The sequence below is a fragment of the Sphingobacterium endophyticum genome (assembly GCF_009733535.1).
Taxonomy (GTDB): domain Bacteria; phylum Bacteroidota; class Bacteroidia; order Sphingobacteriales; family Sphingobacteriaceae; genus Sphingobacterium; species Sphingobacterium endophyticum.
On the sequence record NZ_SMMI01000024.1, the window covers coordinates 32,786 to 50,036 of the forward strand.

Sequence of the window (17,251 nt, forward strand, 5' to 3'; positions counted from 1 at the left end):
CAGAAACTCCTTAATTTTTTCTTGGTAATAAAACCAATTATATATGATTAAAATTAAACTACTATTTGTATTTATTTTAGTGTTTTTTCTTTCCTGCCAAGTGTCAACCGATACGGATTTTGATGGAACATCTATAGTTGCTGGAAATGCGAAAATATCTGGAAGAATTATTATTCCTGAAAATCAAAATAAGGACAGTATTCAAATTACGATTGGGAGTGTACATCCGATTTCTGCAGAAATTGTTAACCATCAAATTCTCGCAGACTCCAGCGGTAATTTTTCATTAGATTTTGAAGTGGAAACAGCAATTTCCTATTTAGTCTTCTACACAAATTTAAATCCAAGTCAAGTATTATTTGTTAAAGCTAAAAATAACGATTCTACGAACATTGAATTAACCTATGATTCAGGTCTCAAGATTAAGAATCTTAAAGTCACACCTTCGATGAATAAATATGATATGAGACAGGGACCAGAGGTAATTCTTAACATGCTGAAATATAGAAGAGGTGGTACAAACATGGCATATCCAAGATTTTTTGATAAAAGCATAGAAGAATTCTTAGATACTGCTCAAAGTGCAGTAGCCTGGAGGTTGGAGAAATTTTTGAAAAATGATGAGATATTTTCTAAAGAATTCAAGGGTTTTTTAGAAAAAGATTTTCGGTTAGAAGTCTATATTGCTCAAGTCTTTGATTACGATACATCGATGCGACTAAATTTCAGAAATGCAACTGGTGATACCGTAAATATTCCAAATATTCAAAAGATTGATAGAACATACTTTCGTTTTTTAGAAGATTTTGATCTTAACGATCCACAATATTTACACATTATTACATTTCCAGAATTTCAAAATGCAATTCTTCAAAATGAAGTTTTAGGTCTTCCTATTATTGGAGAAGATGATATCCCGTCTTGGATATCAAAGGTGAAAGGTTTATTATCAGAATTAGTTGGATTCGATGAAGGTCCATATTATGATATTTTGGCAGCGAATGCATTTTCACGACAACTAAATGAAGAATTGAAACCTCTAACCATAAAACAAAAGGAAAATATACTTCAATATTGGAAGAATGGCGAAATCGCTAAAATTCTGTTCCGTAAAAACGATCAAGTTAATGAGTTATTCAAATTAAAACAGCCTGTAATTGTCAATGATATTTCGAAGGTTTCGGATAAAAACAGTATGGAGGCTATTCTCTCAAAATATAAAAATAAGGTTGTGCTGATTGACCTTTGGGCAACTTGGTGTGGGCCTTGTTTGGAAGCAATGAGACAATTTAGAATAACTAAGGGCGAGTTTTTCGATAAAGATGTGGCATTTGTTTATCTTACTAATGGTTCTTCCCCAAGAAATTTGTGGGAAGAAAAGATAAAAGGAATAGGGGGAGAACATTATTATCTCACAGGTAATCAATGGAAATATATGATGAACTATTTTGATCTTGGGTATATTCCTTCCTATTTAATTTTTAATAAAGAAGGGGATTTGATGGATAAGTTTTCTGGCTTTCCAGGAAATGATAAAATAAAGAATGTGCTTGAGGATTTATTAAAGAACTAATAATTTTTAATCATAAAAGATTAAAGTAATCAAACAAAAATGAAACAGAAAAACAAAGTTTTTATTGCAACAAGTTTAGATGGATATATTGCAGATAGGAACGGGCAAATTGAGTGGCTTCTTTCCATTCCTAATCCCGAAAATGACGATATGGGATATAAGGAATTTATCTCGGGGATTGATGCATTAATTATGGGCAGGAATACGTTTGAGGTTGTTTGCGGTTTTGATGAGTGGTATTATGAAAAACATGTTTTTGTATTGAGTAACAGTTTGAAGGCAATACCTGAAAAATTTAGAGATAAAGCTACTCTTGTTAAAGGTGATCTGAAAGAAGTCTTAGCTAAAATACATGAAAAAGGATTTCATAATCTTTACATCGATGGCGGAAAAACAATACAGAGCTTTTTAAAAGAGGATCTGATAGATGAAATGACGATTACTGTAATTCCATACTTGTTGGGAGGGGGGATTTCTTTGTTCGGAGATCTTATGGAAACATTAAAATTCGAAGCGGTAAATACAAAACTCTTTTTAAATTATATAGTTCAGAATCAATTTGTTAGAAAAATATAGTTGAAAAAAAAAGCCCATCGACTGATGGGCTATTGTTTTGTACCTAGGGCGGGAATCGAACCCGCACTCCCTTAACGGGAACAGGATTTTAAGTCCTGCGTGTCTACCAGTTCCACCACCTAGGCAACTGAGCGAAAGACGAGATTCGAACTCGCGACCCCAACCTTGGCAAGGTTGTGCTCTACCAACTGAGCTACTTTCGCTTGACGTGGTGCAAATATAGAGAGAAATTTGATATCCTAAAATTATTTTTTCAAAAAAAATAGATTAATTCTCCAAATCATTGTCTTTCAGTACCTCTAATATTAAATTATTTTCGAAGCCCTTTCCAAGAGCATATTGGTAAAGCTTATTGCGCTTTTTGAATGAATCATTTTCCTGAATTAATTTCGATTTTTTTTCTAGTATGCTAACTAATCTTTCAAAATATTCCTCTGGATTGATTTCTTTTAATGCAATTTTTATTAATGGGGCGGAGACCTGTTTTATCTTAAGCCCTTGAGTAATCTTTATTTTTCCCCAACTTTTCATCCTAAATTTCCCCAATACATAGGCTTTAGCAAATCTTTCTTCATTAAGAAAATTTTCTTCAATCAGATATGAAATGATATTTTCTACATCTAACTTATGTAATCCCCATTGGTATAATTTGTCACGGACTTCTTGTTGAGCTCTTTCCTGATAAGCACAATAGGATTCAGCTTTTCGCTTGGCTTCTAGAGCTGTGTAAGTTTTCTGTCTATTTGATGGATGATCCATAATGCAAATCTTCAAAAAATGATGAACTTTTAAAAAAAATGATGAACTTCGCTGCATATTTGCAGAATCATGTATACTATTAAATTTATTTGTGAGGTCTTAACTATTAAACCTAAAAAATCAAATGATTTAACTTCAAAAATCAGTGAACTAGTATACGACAGCCGCAAGGTAAACAATCCTGATGAATCTCTATTCTTTGCCCTTAAAGCCACTCGTGATGGTCATGATTTTATAATTGATGCTTATGAAAAAGGCATTCGAAGTTTTGTCGTTTCTAAATCAGTACCATTTTTAGAAAGTATTAATGATGTTAATATCATTGAAGTTGAAGATGTACTACAATTCCTTCAATCTTTAGTGACCTACCATAGGAGCCAATTTGAATATCCCGTTATTGGAATTACAGGGAGTAATGGTAAATCGATTGTAAAAGCCTGGTTATTTCAATTATTAATTCCAGAGAAGAAAGTCTATCAAAGTCCAAAGAGTTACAATTCTCAGTTAGGGGTTGCGCTATCTTTGTGGAACTTGGGTCCTCAGTATGATTTCGCACTCATAGAAGCCGGAATAAGTAAGCCAGGAGAAATGGAAAAATTAGAACGAATGATTCAGCCTAATATTGGGGTTTTTACAAATATTGGCTTAGCTCATGCTCAAAATTTTAGTTCCAAACAGGAAAAATTAATTGAGAAACTAAAGTTATTTTCCCATTCAGATGTAATCATTGGAGGATCTGATTATTTGCCTTATGATCAATTTAATGGACAAAAAAAAATCGTTACTTGGGGAAAATCTGACCAAGATCAAATTCAATTATTAACAGAAGAAACACATATTGATCATAGTAAATTAAAGATTAGAATAGGAGAAGTCATTTGTATTTGTCAAGTACCATTTACAGATAGGGCATCAATCGAAAATATAATGAGCTGTGTTTCAGTTATGTATTTTCTTGGGTATGAAGTTGAAACTATAGTAGAAAGGATTCAAGGTTTGAAGCCATTGGAAATGCGTTTGCAATTGAAGAAGGGTATTAATCAATGTTCGATTATAGATGATTCATATTCCAATGATTTAGCTTCCTTAAAGATTTCATTAGAATTTTTAAATCAACAAAATCAACACCCGAAGAAAACGCTAATCTTATCCGAAATGGAAGGATTAGATGAGAGTGAAAAGTTGCAGCATAAATTTATTGATTTATTGAACAGCTCAGGTTTAGATCGATTTATTTGGGTAGGACAAGATTATACCTGGCTAAAAGAAATCCGCAACGTTTCTAAAATATCTTTTGAATCCACGGAAGCATTACTTGCAAAGTTTTCAGATATAAAATTTGATAATGAAAGTATTTTAATAAAAGGTGCACGTAAGTTCCATTTTGAGAAAATCGTACAAAAATTAGCATTACGTTCTCACGGTACTGTTTTAGAAATTAATTTAAATGCTATTTCCAACAACCTCATGATTTATAGGAGTTTAATTCCTAAAGATGTTAAGGTTATGGCCATGGTTAAAGCCTTTTCATATGGGAGTGGTAGTTTTGAGGTTGCAAATCTCTTACAGTTCAGTAAAGTTGATTATTTAACTGTCGCTTTTGCAGATGAGGGGGTAGAATTAAGGGTAGCTGGTATTGGTTTACCAATTATGGTGTTAAGTCCAGATAGGGAAACATTTCAGTCTTTAATAGACTATAATTTAGAACCGGAGGTTTACAGCATGTCCTTTTTAAATGAATTTATCGATTTCCTGCAATTACATCAAATTAAGGATTATAAAATTCATTTAAAATTAGATACGGGAATGCATCGATTAGGGTTCTTTCCTTCAGAAATTGATTCTGTTATTGACCGCTTGAGGAATCAGGATCAGGTCCGAGTTGTTTCATTTTTTACACATTTAGTTGCTTCAGGAGATGTAAATCAAGATGGTTTTACGAAAGAAAAAATTGAAAGCTATTTAAAATCCGCTGATAAATTAGAAATCGGATTAGGATATAAATTTATCAGGCATGTTGCTAACACATCAGCTATAGTTCGTTGGCCATCGGCTCATTTTGATATGGTTCGCTTAGGTATTGGGTTATATGGTGTGGATATGGATAAAAATCTTCCTAACTTAGAGCAAGTAAGTTGCTTAAAAACAACAGTAACTCAGATTAAGGAACTATCAAAAGGGGAGACTGTAGGTTATGATCGGAAAGGTATCCTTAATAGGGATAGTAAGATTGCTACAGTAAAGATTGGTTATGCAGATGGATATTCGAGAAGGTTTGGAAATGGAGTAGGAAAAATGCTGATTAACGGTTCGATGGTTCCAACAGTAGGAAATATTTGTATGGATATGTGTATGCTTGATGTAACTGATCTAGATATACGCGTTGCTGATGAAGTCATTGTGTTTCCAAGTATTACCCAATCAGCGATGGATATAGGAACAATTCCGTATGAATTATTAGTAAATATATCGAGTCGAGTTAAAAGAGTTTATTATTTTGAGTAAAATGATTACAAAGTTTTTCCAGAAGTTTTTTTATTATTTAATCAAGGGAACCTTAGTTGTTGCCCCAGTTGCAGGAGCTATATTTGTTATTGTATGGTTGGTTGCAACTTTAGATGGTGCATTAAATATTACCGAGCATTTCCTTACCGATGAGTTTGGAAAACCATTATATATCCCTGGACTAGGGATAGTTTCTGTTCTATTGTTATTAACTCTGATTGGATTTATATTTACGACATTAGTTACTGCACCAATACGAGCTTGGTTAAATCGTACAATAAGTAAAATTCCATTATTTAATACCTTATATTCATCAATTAAAGACTTTACTGAAGCATTTGTTGGTGATGCAAAAAAATTTAATGAACCAGTCCTTGTCGAGGTTAATGAATTTGGATTGAAAAAGATTGGTTTTTTAACACAACGAGATTTAAATGTATTGGGATTGCCGGGCGATGTTGTTGTTTATTTTCCCTATTCCTACTCGGTAGCTGGGCAGGTAGTTGTTGTTTCAAGTGAGAAAGTTACCAAATTGAATTTATCAGCTACAGATGCTATGAAATTAGTTGTTTCCGGTGGTGTAAGTGGTCTAGAGGGGAAGAAAGATCCTAAAGCAGAAAACAGATTGGATGACAACAGAAGATAATTTATGATTTGGAAAAGAAATTCGAAAACCATTGAAGAGCTTGAACAGAAATTAAAAAGCTCTGAGTCGAAATTAAGTTTTCTGAGTTCCAAATTTGACGCTGAGCTCATAGGAGAAGTCTTTCAGAACGAAGATTTATCAAATGAGAATCGCCATGATTTTAATGATTTTTTAAAACAGATTTCTTTCTTAAAAGAGGATCAGGTTTGGGATATCAATTCAGAAATAGAACTCTTAAAACAGTATATTGAACTCTATAAAAGCTTAAAAAAAGAAGTTTTAAATGTTAAGCTTGACTATGACATTTCGGATAGTTCATTAAAATTACCATGTTTAATCCTATTTCCCATGGTAGAGAATGCCATTAAGAATGGTTACAATTCTATGGAAAATCATCCTTTAAAAATTAAGTTAAAAACAACTGAACATATATTAACTTTTGAGGTTAGTAATCGGGTAAATCATTATTTATTGAATCAAGCTAGTGAATTGGGATTAAACCAATTTCAATCCAGGCTTATAAAAGAATTTAGTGGGAAATATGAATTCCTTGTTAATAGTAACAGTAATTTATTTAAAATGACTTTGTTACTAAAAATACAATAAAAAAGAGCTATCTAATTTGATAGCTCTTTAAGTTAAATTAAACTGTATATATCGAACTTTTAGTCTCTTTCACAGTTAGCTGTCCATGTTTTACCATCAGCACTATAAAGAATAGTTAATTTATCAGCATCGATAGATACTGTTCCAATTTGACCATCACCTAAAAATAATTTGTTATTGTCACCTTTAGTCATTTTCAAATTGTTGATGTCTTCCATTCCATCGCTAAACAAAAAGGTATAATTGGAGCCACCAATTTTAGTAACTGTTACTGTACCGTCCAACGGACCAATCATATCCTTACCTTCTTCTTTAAAGGAAATCGTTCCTTTATATTCATCTACAAAAATGTCGTTATCAGCTGGATCATCGTCTTTTGAACAAGCTGTAACCGTAAATAAAACCACGAATAATAGACTTAATAATTTCAATGTGTTTTTCATAATACAACGTATTTAAATTGTTTTTCAATAGTTTATCGCTGTACTATACCCAAACCTGATGCCATTTGAAGAGCAACTTACCTGTTACATTTAGGTTTTAACATTAATTAACATAGGATTTTAAAATTTATTATCCTTTAAAATTTCAAAATTAATTCACTTATTATCCTGAATATTAATCGTTTATAGATTTTTAAAAAAGTAATTAAGCATAAAAATAAATTATAATTAGAAGACTTGAATATTATCACTCAAATAGGTTCAACTGTTTAATAGTATTTTTTTTAAAATGGTTTAAATCATATTCAAACATCTGTTGGTTAAGTTTATTTTTCTTACAATGAAGTCTAAAAGTATCTTTAATTATTTCTGCTAATTGTCCAGAACCTTTCATCCGGTTTCCGAATTCACTATCATTTACTTTTCCTTTATGACAGGACTGAATGCTATTCCAAATTTTATTGGCACGATCTGGATAGGCTTTTGATAGCCATTCTTCGAAAATTTTTGATATTTCTCCATTTAACCTTACAATAGTATAACCTGCCCATTTAGCTCCAGCATCTGCCGCAGCTTTAAGGACTTTAGGGATTTCATGATCCGTAAGGCCAGGGATAATAGGGGCACACATTATACCTACTGGAATTCCATTTTTAGACAAAGTTTCGATAACTTTTAAACGTTGCTGTGCAGTAGCTGTCCTAGGCTCCATTTTTGACCTTGTTTCTTTGGTTAATGAATTAATTGAAATAAAAACCACACAAAGGTTTTTTTTAGAAAGTTCAATCAGAAGGTCCAGATCTCTAAGGATAAGACTATTTTTAGTAATAATTCCAATGGGTTGGCCGTACTCCAATGCTATTTTTAATATAGCTTGTGTTAATTTGAATTTTCTTTCAATTGGTTGATAGCAATCGGTATTACCCGAAAGTGAAATAGTAGAACCTGTCCAGTTTTTTTTTGAAATGAATTCTCTAAATAATTTTGGACTATTTAATTTGACTAATATCTTACTTTCAAAATCTAATCCTGCACTATAGCCCCAATATTGGTGTGAATTCCTAGCATAGCAATAAACACAACCATGCTCACAGCCTTGATAAGGATTTGCAGAATATTCCATCCCTACATCAGGACTGCTTACCTTATTGACGATTGTTTTTGGGTGGATAATAGTAAATTCCGTATTCGGAATATTTTGCTCCCAGTCATCTATTCCTTCGCAATATTCCTTCTCATAGCTCAAACTTGAAAATACATTGTGAATGTTTTTCTGAGCGCCTCTTCCTGAAATAAATTCATGTTCCATTTTGCTAATATTTCCACTAAAATACTAAAAATATTAGCAAAATAGAAATAGATTGGATTAGTTAGAACTTAGTTCTTCAGATTTTTGTTTTAGATAGTTATGAATTTCAATTTGAGATCTACACAATGGTTCGTCATTATGCACATATTCGTTATTCTGTTTATTATTTAAATATCGAGCTTTAACGTTATCTCTTAATTGAATTTCGAGCATTTCTAACAATTCGTGCTTTAGTTTTTTATTATGGATTTTTACAGCTGCTTCCACACGGTGATCTAAGTTTCTGGTCATTAAATCTGCGGAAGATATATAGGTCAATTCTTTTCCAGCAGCATAGAAATAAAATACACGAGCATGTTCAAGAAATTCATCGACAATACTGATTGCGTGAAAAGGTTTTTGGAATTTTTTTTGATTAATGGCGCAAAATATACCCCGTACTATGAGATCTACTTGGACCCCTGCCGAAGCAGCTTCATAAATCTTCTTAATAGAATCTTTATCACTTAAAGAGTTAATCTTAATAATTACTCTTGCTGGTCTACCAGCTTTAGCTTCCAAAATTTCTTTATCAATAAAAGAACAAATCTGGGTTCTCATATCAGTTGGACAAATTAATAAGTTTTTATTGTTCTTAATTTGCTCAGCGATCGGAACCTTTGGTTTTTGGAGTGCATTAAATATTTTGTTAATATCGGCCATCACTCCCTTATTACTTGTCATAAGGCAATAATCACCATATAGTTTGGCCGTTTTTTCATTGATATTACCAGTACTTACAAAGCCATATTGTATTGTTTTATTATTGATCCTTTTCTTGATGATGCAGAGTTTAGCATGGACTTTTTTGTTTGGTATACCAACAAGGACTTTCACGTTTTCCATTTCAAATCTTTCCTTCCAATCCAGGTTATGTTCTTCATCAAATCTGGCCCTTAATTCTAACATGACGGTTACTTCTTTACCATTTCTAGCAGCATTGACTAGGGCGTTAGCAATTTTAGAATTCGTTGCCATTCTATAAATGGTAGTTTTAATTGACTTAACGTCAGGATCCATTGCTGCTTCCCGAAGAAGGTCAATCATAGGTCTAAATTCATGATATGGAAATGAAAGTAGTACGTCTTTATTTTGGATAACATCAGTCACTCGATCTTTTCCTGTAAAATCAGGATGTTCAAAAGATTGTCGTTCTTCCGGTTTTTGGTATGATTTAAACACGTCGGGAAAGTCCATAAAATGCTTGAAATTATGAATTTTCTGACCTGGAATAATACTGTCTTTCTTGCTTAAATTTAGTTTTCTGATAAGAAGTTCCAATAATTTGGGATCCATTTCTTGATCGAATACGAACCTGGTAGGCTTTCCTTTCCTACGATTCTTAATTCCCTTACTAATCTTTTCTACAAAGGTGGTGTTGACATCATTATCGATATCGAATTCTGCATCTTTTGTAATCTTAAAAGTATTAGCAACAAACTCATCAAATTCGAAATAGGAGAATATATAAGGAAGATTAACTTTAACAATATCTTCTATCAGAATAATATGTTTTTGATTTTTAGGTGAGGGCAAGATTACAAATCTCCCTAATTGACTTGATGGTAGTTCAATAATAGCAAATTTACTTTCATATTGCCAATCATCTTTATACATGGCAATACCGAGGTAAAGGCTTTTATCCCTCAAATAAGGCATAGGATTAGCTTCATCGAGGATCAATGGGATAATATTGGTTTCAACTTCTTCATCAAAATAATTCTTGACGAACTCCAATTGTTTAGGATTAAGGTCTTCAGCAGTTTTAATATAGACTTTTTGTTTAGCCATTTCTCGCTGAACTTGATTCCAGATTTTATCAAACTTGCGTTGTTGTTTAATTACGATTTCAGTAATCTTTTCAAGAATAATGGCAGGGGGTTTATAAAAGAAGCTATTTGACTCTTTTGTGTTCATTTCAGCAGCCCTTTTTAATGCAGCAACACGCACCCGAAAGAACTCATCAAGGTTATTTGAGAAGATTCCTAAGAACTTTATTCTTAAATGTAAGGGGACTGTTGGGTCGGCAGCCTCTTGCAAAACTCGACCATTAAAACTTAACCAACTAATATCTCTAGGGATAAATTTATTTGCCATTTCTCTATCTATCATCATAGCCCAAAGATGTTTGAGCATTATTTGGTAAAAGTTAATAAAATAATATCAAATTGTTAAGAATTAGTATTTCTTTAAAATATTTATGAATTATAGAATTTATCAGAAATAAAAAAGCACTCAAGATAACTTGAGCGCCATATTTTACTATAATCGCAATAAATAAAATGCAAAGAGAAAACTCTGAAATCTGCATTTTTAAAAAGAAGAACTTTAAAATATTTTTTTCAATTCAAATACGAGGTTAAATAAACTGTAAAAATATTGTTTAATGAAATAAATATAATAATAAAATAATAAATAAAGAAAATAAATTTCGTATATAAATATAAAGTGTCAAAAATTATTCTGACACTTTATATAGTCTATTATTTTTTAAAACCTCTACGGCTTAAAATATTAATTGCTTCATATTTAGAGGTATCATATTGAGGTTCATCGATTTGCAAACTTGTGGGAAATGGTTTGTTTTTATCGAAGAAATATATTTTTGTGATACTTCCATAATCATTAACGGGAAACATATCTGCACACTGATCATATTGAGCATTTAATTGATTTCCAACGGTTACAGCATATATCCTAATTATACCACCTTTATTATTTTCATTTCTAACAAAAGCGACTTCTTTAAAATCTCCTGGTAGTTCTTCAATAGATGGTTGAGAATAGGCATCATAAATGAAATAACCTAGAATTAAGATTAAAGGGATTGCGAACAACCATATTTTTTTTGGTTTTTTCTGCATTATAGGGTAATCTTTATTCCAAGTAATTTATAAAATTCCTTAAGTATATTTTGGTGTCCTGGCCAAGCTGGCGAAGTCACTAAATTTCCATCGACAATAGCTTGGTCTGCTGGAATATTTTTCCATGTTCCACCTGCTAATTCGATATCAGGTCCAACAGCAACATAGGCTGTAAGAGTTCTACCCTCTAAGACTTTAGTGGCAGTTAGGACTTGTATACCATGGCATATAGCAGCGACAGGTTTTTTCTTGTCAAAAAAATCCTTGGTAATTTCCAAGACCCGTTTATTCAATCGGATGTATTCAGCCGACCTGCCACCAGCGATATATAATCCGTCATAATCATCTGTATTTACAGAATCAAAGTCCTTATTAATTGCGAAATTATGCCCTCTTAATTCTTTATAGGTTTGATCACCTGTAAAGTCATGTACTGCTGTCGGTACGACATCACCTTTTTTACGGTCAGGAGCAATTGCATCGACTTGTATTCCGATAGATTCCATTGCTTGGAATGGTACCATTGCTTCGTAGTCTTCTACGTAATCACCAACTAATAATAATACTTTCTTTGCCATAATAATGTATTTTAAATTAATGTTGTTCTTTATTTAATAACTGCGCCATGCTGCGTTTTGTTTTTCTAACCTTAGCTTCTAATTGACTACGGAATAGGGGAGTAATCACACCTTTATTTTCTTCAAAATTTTTGCTGAATTCAGGCAAGGAAAATGACTCTAAAACAATCGCTCCATCTCTAGGCATTCGATTTTCTGCAATTTCTAAAACTGACCTGCCTCCATTTGCTCCTTCACTAGTAGCAAGTAAAAAAATAGGTTTATCTGGGTAAATCTTCCTGCCCTTAATTCTGGAAACCCAATCGATTAAATTCTTATATCCCACATTGTAATTCCCATTGTTTTCTGCGAACGAGATTAAAATAAAATCTGCCCAATCAATTTTTTCGGAAAATTGAACTGCTGTTGGGGGGATGCCGAATTCTTTTTCCCTATCTTTTGAATAGAGTGGTAATTCGTAATCATTTATATCTAGAATTTGGATTTCATCATCTATTTCTTTGTAGTACTTACTTACACTCGATACAAATTTTTTGTTGATTGAATTGGAACTATTGCTTGCTCCGAAAACCAATATTTTCATTTTATAAATTTAACAATAAGTGCTTAAAGAATCGGATTATTAAACCGCAAATGATGTCATTCTGACAATAATATAGATTCTATGTTGATCGTATAGCTATGTATTTCTACAATTTAGATGCTAATCTGTAATTTATACTTTGTTAATAAGCCTGGAAGAGCATTTGAATTGAATTTTGCCCCTTTCAATTTGTTTAGCTCAGGATCTAAAGTTAGATTTATTACACCTCTGAAATCAACCTTTTCAAGGTTTGAATTAAGGAAATTGCAGGAATAAAGATCAGAATCAACAAAGCTTCCCTGACCGAGCTGTGCATTTTCAAAATCAACATTGTGAAGTCTGGAATTAAGAAATTTTGTTCCTTTGATTTTACAATTATAGAAAGAACTATGGTCAAGAATGGATTCAATAAATTCCAGTTGAAGATTGAATTGATTTAAGGAGTCAAATTTTAAACCTAAAAGTTTACAGTTCTTGAAAGTTACATTTTGAAAACTAGTTTGGGTTAATTCAGATAAGGACAGGTTACAACCTATAAAAGTACAGTCAATAAATTTAGCACCTAATAATTTAATATTTTCAAAATTGCATTGATCAAACTGGCAATGATCATACTCAGCGGAATTGAAACTAATTTCTTGATAATTTATGTTTTTAAAGTTTTGATCTTCGAAATAATCCATCAAATTGTTTTAATTAATCATTTAAAATTTCTTTACGAATTCTACTCAATGAGGTATCCGTTACACCAAGAAATGAAGCAATATATTTTAATGGGGCTTGCTGAATGATTTGGGGTTTTTCTTGCATTAGATGTAGATATCTCATTTTCGCAGGTTCTGTTATCATTTCAGTAGCTCTTTTTTTACTTAAATAAAGTTCAAAAGCCATCCATGCACGTCCCCATTCTCTGAATGCAGGAATTTTATGAAATAGGTTTTGAAAATCATCATAATTTATTTTCCAAAGTACACAATCAGTCAAGCATTGTATATATTCTTGTGTCGGAATTCTTTGAAATATAGAAGCAACTTCGATAACAACTTCGTTTTTTCCTGAAAATCCAGTTGTGATTTCATTACCATCAAAATCATATAAATAGGTTCTGACTAAACCATCATCAAGAATGTAATATTCATTCGCTATTTTTCCCTTTTCCAGAATAAATTCCCCTTTAGAAAGATTTATTTTTTGGTGAGCACTGAAAATTTGCTCTAAATCTTGGGGCTCAAAAAGAGGATGCTGATATGCGTATTTTAAGACTTCCATCAGGGTTATTTATTTAATACAAGATAGATAATTCAAATGGAAACTAAAACGGGTCATCAATTTCGAAAGATATAATTTGTTTTGTAGCTGGGTGCATAAACTTGATATAACCAGCATGAAGGTGTAATCTGTCTTTCTTTGTACCATATAAATCGTCCCCTACAATAGCTGCATTAAGCCCTGAATAATGTGCTGAATGTACTCTTAATTGATGGGTTCTTCCTGTTAATGGAAAGAAATGTATCCTTGTTTTATTACCCTCTATATGAATGACTTTATATTTTGTTTTAGCTGGTTTTCCATATTCGTAACAAACCACTTGTCTCGGTCTATCATCGAGGTCAACTCTTAATGGCAGATCTATTATGCCTTCTAGATTATTAACAATTCCATCTAACAGTGCAGTATATCTTTTTATGATGCTATGGTTAATAAATTGTTCTTGAATAAATTGATGGGCATCTTTTGTTTTTGCCAGAATCAATATCCCAGATGTAGACATATCCAAGCGGTGGATAATCAAAGGACTATCTATGTGAGGGTACATGGTTTGTATTCTTGATTGTACAGAATCTTGAACATGTATTCCTGGGACAGAAAGAAATTCAGCGGGTTTATTGACTACAATGATATAATCATCTTCAAATAAAATTTCTAATTGCTTATTAAGAGCTGGGTTTTCTAATAATGGATTAGGATCTACTTCAAGACCGATGAGCATATGATTTAAAATGGGTTCACATTTTCCGCGGCAAGCGGGATAATAATGAAGATGATTTCGGACTTCTTGATTGGGAGAGGATCCCCACCAGAATTCAGACATACATACTGGTTCTAATTCATTTTTAAATGCGTATTGGAGTAGCTTTGGAGCAGCGCATTCTCCTGCACCTGCTGGTGGAAGAATTTGTTTACTTTCCTCAAAAATGTCTAGAACAGACTTTATCGATTTCTCCGCATTTAAGAATTGATACTGGTCAAAAAGCTGATTTTGAAGATTGGATGATCTATTTTTACGTTCGTTTTTTAATAGAACAATCTGATCTATAATCTGATTTAATTGTTCTTCAGCATTCTTAATATGATTTTGAGAGCTATCTTTTTGAACAGCATATTCATGTTGATCACGATAGCTTTGTTTAATTAAATCCTCTTCTAATACTCTATATTCTTCAGCTGAAAGAATGTTCTTTTGGGTTTCTCGGATATTCTTGCGTTGGATTTTATTTTTTTTGTGTAATTGTCTTAAGTCAGCAAGCAATTGTTCTTCCACTAATCTGACATTCGTTAAATTATTTTGTTTTATGGACAATTCTTCTGACTGTTGTAGGGTATCTATTTCTCTATTGATTCGATTTATTTCCTCTTCCTCTTTTAAGAAGAAGCTTCCTGGTGATAACATATCAAAAATTGGCGGGACAAAATAGCGATGTTGATTAGTCCCGGCCATCTTGCCAGAAACTGCAGCTAAGAAACCAAGATTGTCATGTTTATCCCTTACGACTAAAACTCCAAACATTTTTCCAATAGGATCAGCATCTTGATTATTCAGCAGTCCAAAGTTATGCTTAAAATCATTTTGGGTTGTTAAGTAATCTTGGACTTGTTGAGCGGCTAAAATGCTTAAAGGATGTGGATCATAGCAGAAAGGATATGTAAATTTATCAGGAATATTTAATTCTGATACATCATTATGAAAAGGATGCAGATATGGAATTTCAGTAGACATGCTAATTTTTTCGACAATTGACAAAAATAAGAATAGTATTGGTAAGCATGCTAATTATCGACTTTTTTATGACAAATTAGGTGCTTAAATCATCTTTTTAGAGCTGAATAATGGTTAAATTGTAGACTGTAAATAATCTATAAAAATGGAAAACTTAATTCGATTCGGAGCATCTGATTTAGAGATTGTTCCCATTGTGTTTGGGGGAAATGTATTTGGCTGGACATTAGATCAGAATCAATCATTTGAAATACTGGATGGCTTTAAGGATTTGGGTTTTAATGCAATAGATACATCAAATAATTATTCTCATTGGGTTGAAGGAAATGTTGGTGGAGAATCAGAAACTATTATTGGTAATTGGTTTAAGGAAAGAAAAAATCGATCTGAGTTTGTTTTAATGACCAAAGTAGGAGGAAGGTTTGGATATGATAGTAAGCCAAATACGAAAGGGGCATATATTAAGGAGCAAGTTGAATTGTCTTTAAAGAGATTACAAACAGATTATATCGATCTATATCAAACTCATTATGATGACGGAAATACTGCTATTGAAGAAACTTTAAGAGCATATGATGATTTAATCAAAGAGGGTAAAGTACGATATATAGGGGCTTCCAATATAAGTACAGATCGATTAATTGAAAGTATGGATACTGCTTCAAAATTTGGTTTACCTGCTTATATTTCTCTTCAGCCTGAGTATAACTTGTTTGACCGTGAAAAGTATGAACGGGAATACGAGAGCACGGTCAAGGAATTTGGTCTTGCGGTTATTACTTATTATTCCTTAGCAAGTGGATTTTTAACTGGAAAATATTTAAATGATTCTGATTTCAGTAAATCAGCGAGGGGAGAAGGTATTCAAAAGAAATATTGGAATGATCGAGGAAAAAAAATTGTTATGGCTCTAAATGAGATTGCCTCAGCCTACCGAACAACTTCATCTTCAGTTGCCTTAGCTTGGATTTTGCACAATCCAACTATTACTGCACCCATTGTTAGTGCAACCGATCACGCACAGCTACAAAGTTTTGTAGCAGCACTCCAACTAAGGTTAGGTGATGAAGCTATTGAGAAGCTAATGAATGCAAGTGCATATTAAAAACTGAATAAACATTATATAAATAATTAAACATATCATATTATGAAAACAGATATAGGAATAAAAGAACAGGACAGCAAGGTAATCGCAGGTCTTTTAAACAAGTTATTATCTGATGAAAATGTATTATATACAAAGGCGAGGAATGCACATTGGAATGTAGAGGGGCCGGATTTTCATGCTCAACATTTATTTTTTGAAAGTTTATACACAGAATTAGCTGAGATCATCGATGAAGTTGCAGAGCGTGTTCGTTCTGTTGGACATTATGCTGTGGGAACAATGAAAGAATTTCTTGAATTGACCCAATTAACAGAAATGAAATATAAGAAAAATGATAGTAAAGGGTATATTTCGGAGCTATTAAATGATTATGAAAGTATAATTATTTCACTTAGGGAAGATATAAAATTAGCGGAGGATCATCATGATGCAGGGACAGAGGATTTTTTAGTCGGATTGTTGGAGAAACATGAAAAAACAGCCTGGATGTTAAGATCACATTTGAGATAAACTTCCAATATTATTTAAAAATGCCCCTTTAAGTGTAGTCATGGTCGGAAGATTTTCTTCCGACTTTTTTGTTTTTTATATGTGCAAAAATAATTTTATAATTATCTGATAATCAAATAATTAACTTGTTTTTATCGTTTAAATTTTGTATTTT

17 protein-coding genes and 2 tRNA genes are annotated in these 17,251 nt (G+C 32.3%); 7 read left to right on the forward strand and 12 right to left on the reverse strand.

The window, feature by feature from the left end; genetic code table 11:
* Positions 1-43 precede the first annotated feature (43 nt).
* On the forward strand, positions 44-1,573 hold the full coding sequence (locus E0Y80_RS19275; protein ID WP_156309289.1) for a TlpA family protein disulfide reductase: 1,530 nt from the start codon (positions 44-46) through the stop codon (positions 1,571-1,573).
* 39 nt (positions 1,574-1,612) lie between these two features.
* On the forward strand, positions 1,613-2,149 hold the full coding sequence (locus E0Y80_RS19280) for a dihydrofolate reductase family protein (protein ID WP_156309290.1): 537 nt from the start codon (positions 1,613-1,615) through the stop codon (positions 2,147-2,149).
* 40 nt (positions 2,150-2,189) lie between these two features.
* Here E0Y80_RS19280 and E0Y80_RS19285 read toward each other — a convergent pair.
* From E0Y80_RS19285 to E0Y80_RS19295, 3 genes are all read right to left on the reverse strand, one after another.
* Positions 2,190-2,274, reverse strand: a tRNA-Leu gene (locus E0Y80_RS19285).
* A 5-nt stretch (positions 2,275-2,279) separates the two neighbouring features.
* Positions 2,280-2,352 (reverse strand) — tRNA-Gly (locus tag E0Y80_RS19290).
* A gap of 64 nt (positions 2,353-2,416) precedes the next feature.
* The gene (locus tag E0Y80_RS19295) at positions 2,417-2,908 is read right to left on the reverse strand and encodes a regulatory protein RecX (RefSeq protein WP_156309291.1); all 492 of its coding nucleotides are present in this window, start codon (positions 2,906-2,908) and stop codon (positions 2,417-2,419) included.
* A gap of 69 nt (positions 2,909-2,977) precedes the next feature.
* Between E0Y80_RS19295 and E0Y80_RS19300 the strand changes: the two genes are divergently transcribed.
* Genes E0Y80_RS19300 through E0Y80_RS19310 form a run of 3 tightly spaced genes read left to right on the forward strand, consistent with a single transcriptional unit; the run spans position 2,978 to position 6,665 of the window.
* A complete protein-coding gene (locus E0Y80_RS19300; RefSeq protein WP_156309292.1) occupies positions 2,978-5,413 on the forward strand; it encodes a bifunctional UDP-N-acetylmuramoyl-tripeptide:D-alanyl-D-alanine ligase/alanine racemase in 2,436 nt (811 codons plus the stop codon).
* A gap of 1 nt (position 5,414) precedes the next feature.
* Positions 5,415-6,059, forward strand: a complete 645-nt coding sequence (locus E0Y80_RS19305; RefSeq protein WP_156309293.1) for a DUF502 domain-containing protein — start codon at positions 5,415-5,417, stop codon at positions 6,057-6,059.
* Positions 6,060-6,062: 3 nt separating this feature from the next.
* The gene (locus E0Y80_RS19310) at positions 6,063-6,665 is read left to right on the forward strand and encodes a LytS family sensor histidine kinase (RefSeq protein ID WP_156309294.1); all 603 of its coding nucleotides are present in this window, start codon (positions 6,063-6,065) and stop codon (positions 6,663-6,665) included.
* Between the two features lie 59 nt (positions 6,666-6,724).
* Here the strand turns inward: E0Y80_RS19310 and E0Y80_RS19315 are convergent, their stop codons facing one another.
* The 9 genes from E0Y80_RS19315 to E0Y80_RS19355 all read right to left on the reverse strand — a co-directional run bounded on the left by E0Y80_RS19315 (position 6,725) and on the right by E0Y80_RS19355 (position 15,479).
* The gene (locus tag E0Y80_RS19315) at positions 6,725-7,108 is read right to left on the reverse strand and encodes a hypothetical protein (RefSeq protein ID WP_156309295.1); all 384 of its coding nucleotides are present in this window, start codon (positions 7,106-7,108) and stop codon (positions 6,725-6,727) included.
* Positions 7,109-7,355: 247 nt separating this feature from the next.
* Positions 7,356-8,417, reverse strand: coding sequence for a PA0069 family radical SAM protein (locus E0Y80_RS19320; protein ID WP_156309296.1), 1,062 nt, complete (start codon positions 8,415-8,417; stop codon positions 7,356-7,358).
* 57 nt (positions 8,418-8,474) lie between these two features.
* Entirely contained in the window at positions 8,475-10,571 is a 2,097-nt protein-coding gene (ppk1, locus tag E0Y80_RS19325; protein ID WP_197091684.1) for a polyphosphate kinase 1, read from the reverse strand.
* Between the two features lie 368 nt (positions 10,572-10,939).
* Entirely contained in the window at positions 10,940-11,320 is a 381-nt protein-coding gene (locus E0Y80_RS19330) for a hypothetical protein (RefSeq protein ID WP_156309297.1), read from the reverse strand.
* Positions 11,320-11,898 carry a DJ-1/PfpI family protein gene (locus E0Y80_RS19335; protein WP_156309298.1) on the reverse strand — a complete coding sequence of 193 codons (579 nt, stop codon included), beginning with the start codon at positions 11,896-11,898 and terminating at the stop codon, positions 11,320-11,322. The genes E0Y80_RS19330 and E0Y80_RS19335 overlap by 1 nt, the downstream gene beginning before the upstream one ends.
* Before the next feature lie 16 nt (positions 11,899-11,914).
* The gene (locus E0Y80_RS19340) at positions 11,915-12,481 is read right to left on the reverse strand and encodes an NADPH-dependent FMN reductase (RefSeq protein ID WP_156309299.1); all 567 of its coding nucleotides are present in this window, start codon (positions 12,479-12,481) and stop codon (positions 11,915-11,917) included.
* Between the two features lie 113 nt (positions 12,482-12,594).
* On the reverse strand, positions 12,595-13,164 hold the full coding sequence (locus tag E0Y80_RS19345; RefSeq protein WP_156309300.1) for a pentapeptide repeat-containing protein: 570 nt from the start codon (positions 13,162-13,164) through the stop codon (positions 12,595-12,597).
* Positions 13,165-13,177: 13 nt separating this feature from the next.
* Positions 13,178-13,750, reverse strand: a complete 573-nt coding sequence (locus tag E0Y80_RS19350) for a Crp/Fnr family transcriptional regulator (protein ID WP_156309301.1) — start codon at positions 13,748-13,750, stop codon at positions 13,178-13,180.
* 43 nt (positions 13,751-13,793) lie between these two features.
* Positions 13,794-15,479: an RluA family pseudouridine synthase gene (locus E0Y80_RS19355; RefSeq protein ID WP_156309302.1), complete on the reverse strand. Its 1,686-nt coding sequence runs from the start codon at positions 15,477-15,479 to the stop codon at positions 13,794-13,796.
* 145 nt (positions 15,480-15,624) lie between these two features.
* On the opposite strand from E0Y80_RS19355, the gene E0Y80_RS19360 reads away from it, so the two are divergent.
* Positions 15,625-16,584 carry an aldo/keto reductase gene (locus tag E0Y80_RS19360; protein WP_156309303.1) on the forward strand — a complete coding sequence of 320 codons (960 nt, stop codon included), beginning with the start codon at positions 15,625-15,627 and terminating at the stop codon, positions 16,582-16,584.
* A 42-nt stretch (positions 16,585-16,626) separates the two neighbouring features.
* A complete protein-coding gene (locus E0Y80_RS19365; protein WP_156309304.1) occupies positions 16,627-17,097 on the forward strand; it encodes a Dps family protein in 471 nt (156 codons plus the stop codon).
* The last annotated feature ends 154 nt before the right edge of the window (positions 17,098-17,251 follow it).

Bases quoted from the DNA above. Each gene is read 5' to 3' on its own strand.
- E0Y80_RS19350 (WP_156309301.1), bottom strand. From the start codon at position 13,750: ATGGAAGTCTTAAAATACGCATATCAGCATCCTCTTTTTGAGCCCCAA.
- ppk1 (WP_197091684.1), bottom strand. From the start codon at position 10,571: ATGATGATAGATAGAGAAATGGCAAATAAATTTATCCCTAGAGATATT.
- E0Y80_RS19360 (WP_156309303.1), top strand. From the start codon at position 15,625: ATGGAAAACTTAATTCGATTCGGAGCATCTGATTTAGAGATTGTTCCC.
- E0Y80_RS19365 (WP_156309304.1), top strand. From the start codon at position 16,627: ATGAAAACAGATATAGGAATAAAAGAACAGGACAGCAAGGTAATCGCA.
- E0Y80_RS19295 (WP_156309291.1), bottom strand. From the start codon at position 2,908: ATGGATCATCCATCAAATAGACAGAAAACTTACACAGCTCTAGAAGCC.
- E0Y80_RS19340 (WP_156309299.1), bottom strand. From the start codon at position 12,481: ATGAAAATATTGGTTTTCGGAGCAAGCAATAGTTCCAATTCAATCAAC.
- E0Y80_RS19355 (WP_156309302.1), bottom strand. From the start codon at position 15,479: ATGTCTACTGAAATTCCATATCTGCATCCTTTTCATAATGATGTATCA.
- E0Y80_RS19335 (WP_156309298.1), bottom strand. From the start codon at position 11,898: ATGGCAAAGAAAGTATTATTATTAGTTGGTGATTACGTAGAAGACTAC.
- E0Y80_RS19310 (WP_156309294.1), top strand. From the start codon at position 6,063: ATGATTTGGAAAAGAAATTCGAAAACCATTGAAGAGCTTGAACAGAAA.
- E0Y80_RS19320 (WP_156309296.1), bottom strand. From the start codon at position 8,417: ATGGAACATGAATTTATTTCAGGAAGAGGCGCTCAGAAAAACATTCAC.
- E0Y80_RS19345 (WP_156309300.1), bottom strand. From the start codon at position 13,164: ATGGATTATTTCGAAGATCAAAACTTTAAAAACATAAATTATCAAGAA.
- E0Y80_RS19330 (WP_156309297.1), bottom strand. From the start codon at position 11,320: ATGCAGAAAAAACCAAAAAAAATATGGTTGTTCGCAATCCCTTTAATC.
- E0Y80_RS19280 (WP_156309290.1), top strand. From the start codon at position 1,613: ATGAAACAGAAAAACAAAGTTTTTATTGCAACAAGTTTAGATGGATAT.
- E0Y80_RS19300 (WP_156309292.1), top strand. From the start codon at position 2,978: ATGTATACTATTAAATTTATTTGTGAGGTCTTAACTATTAAACCTAAA.
- E0Y80_RS19305 (WP_156309293.1), top strand. From the start codon at position 5,415: ATGATTACAAAGTTTTTCCAGAAGTTTTTTTATTATTTAATCAAGGGA.
- E0Y80_RS19315 (WP_156309295.1), bottom strand. From the start codon at position 7,108: ATGAAAAACACATTGAAATTATTAAGTCTATTATTCGTGGTTTTATTT.
- E0Y80_RS19275 (WP_156309289.1), top strand. From the start codon at position 44: ATGATTAAAATTAAACTACTATTTGTATTTATTTTAGTGTTTTTTCTT.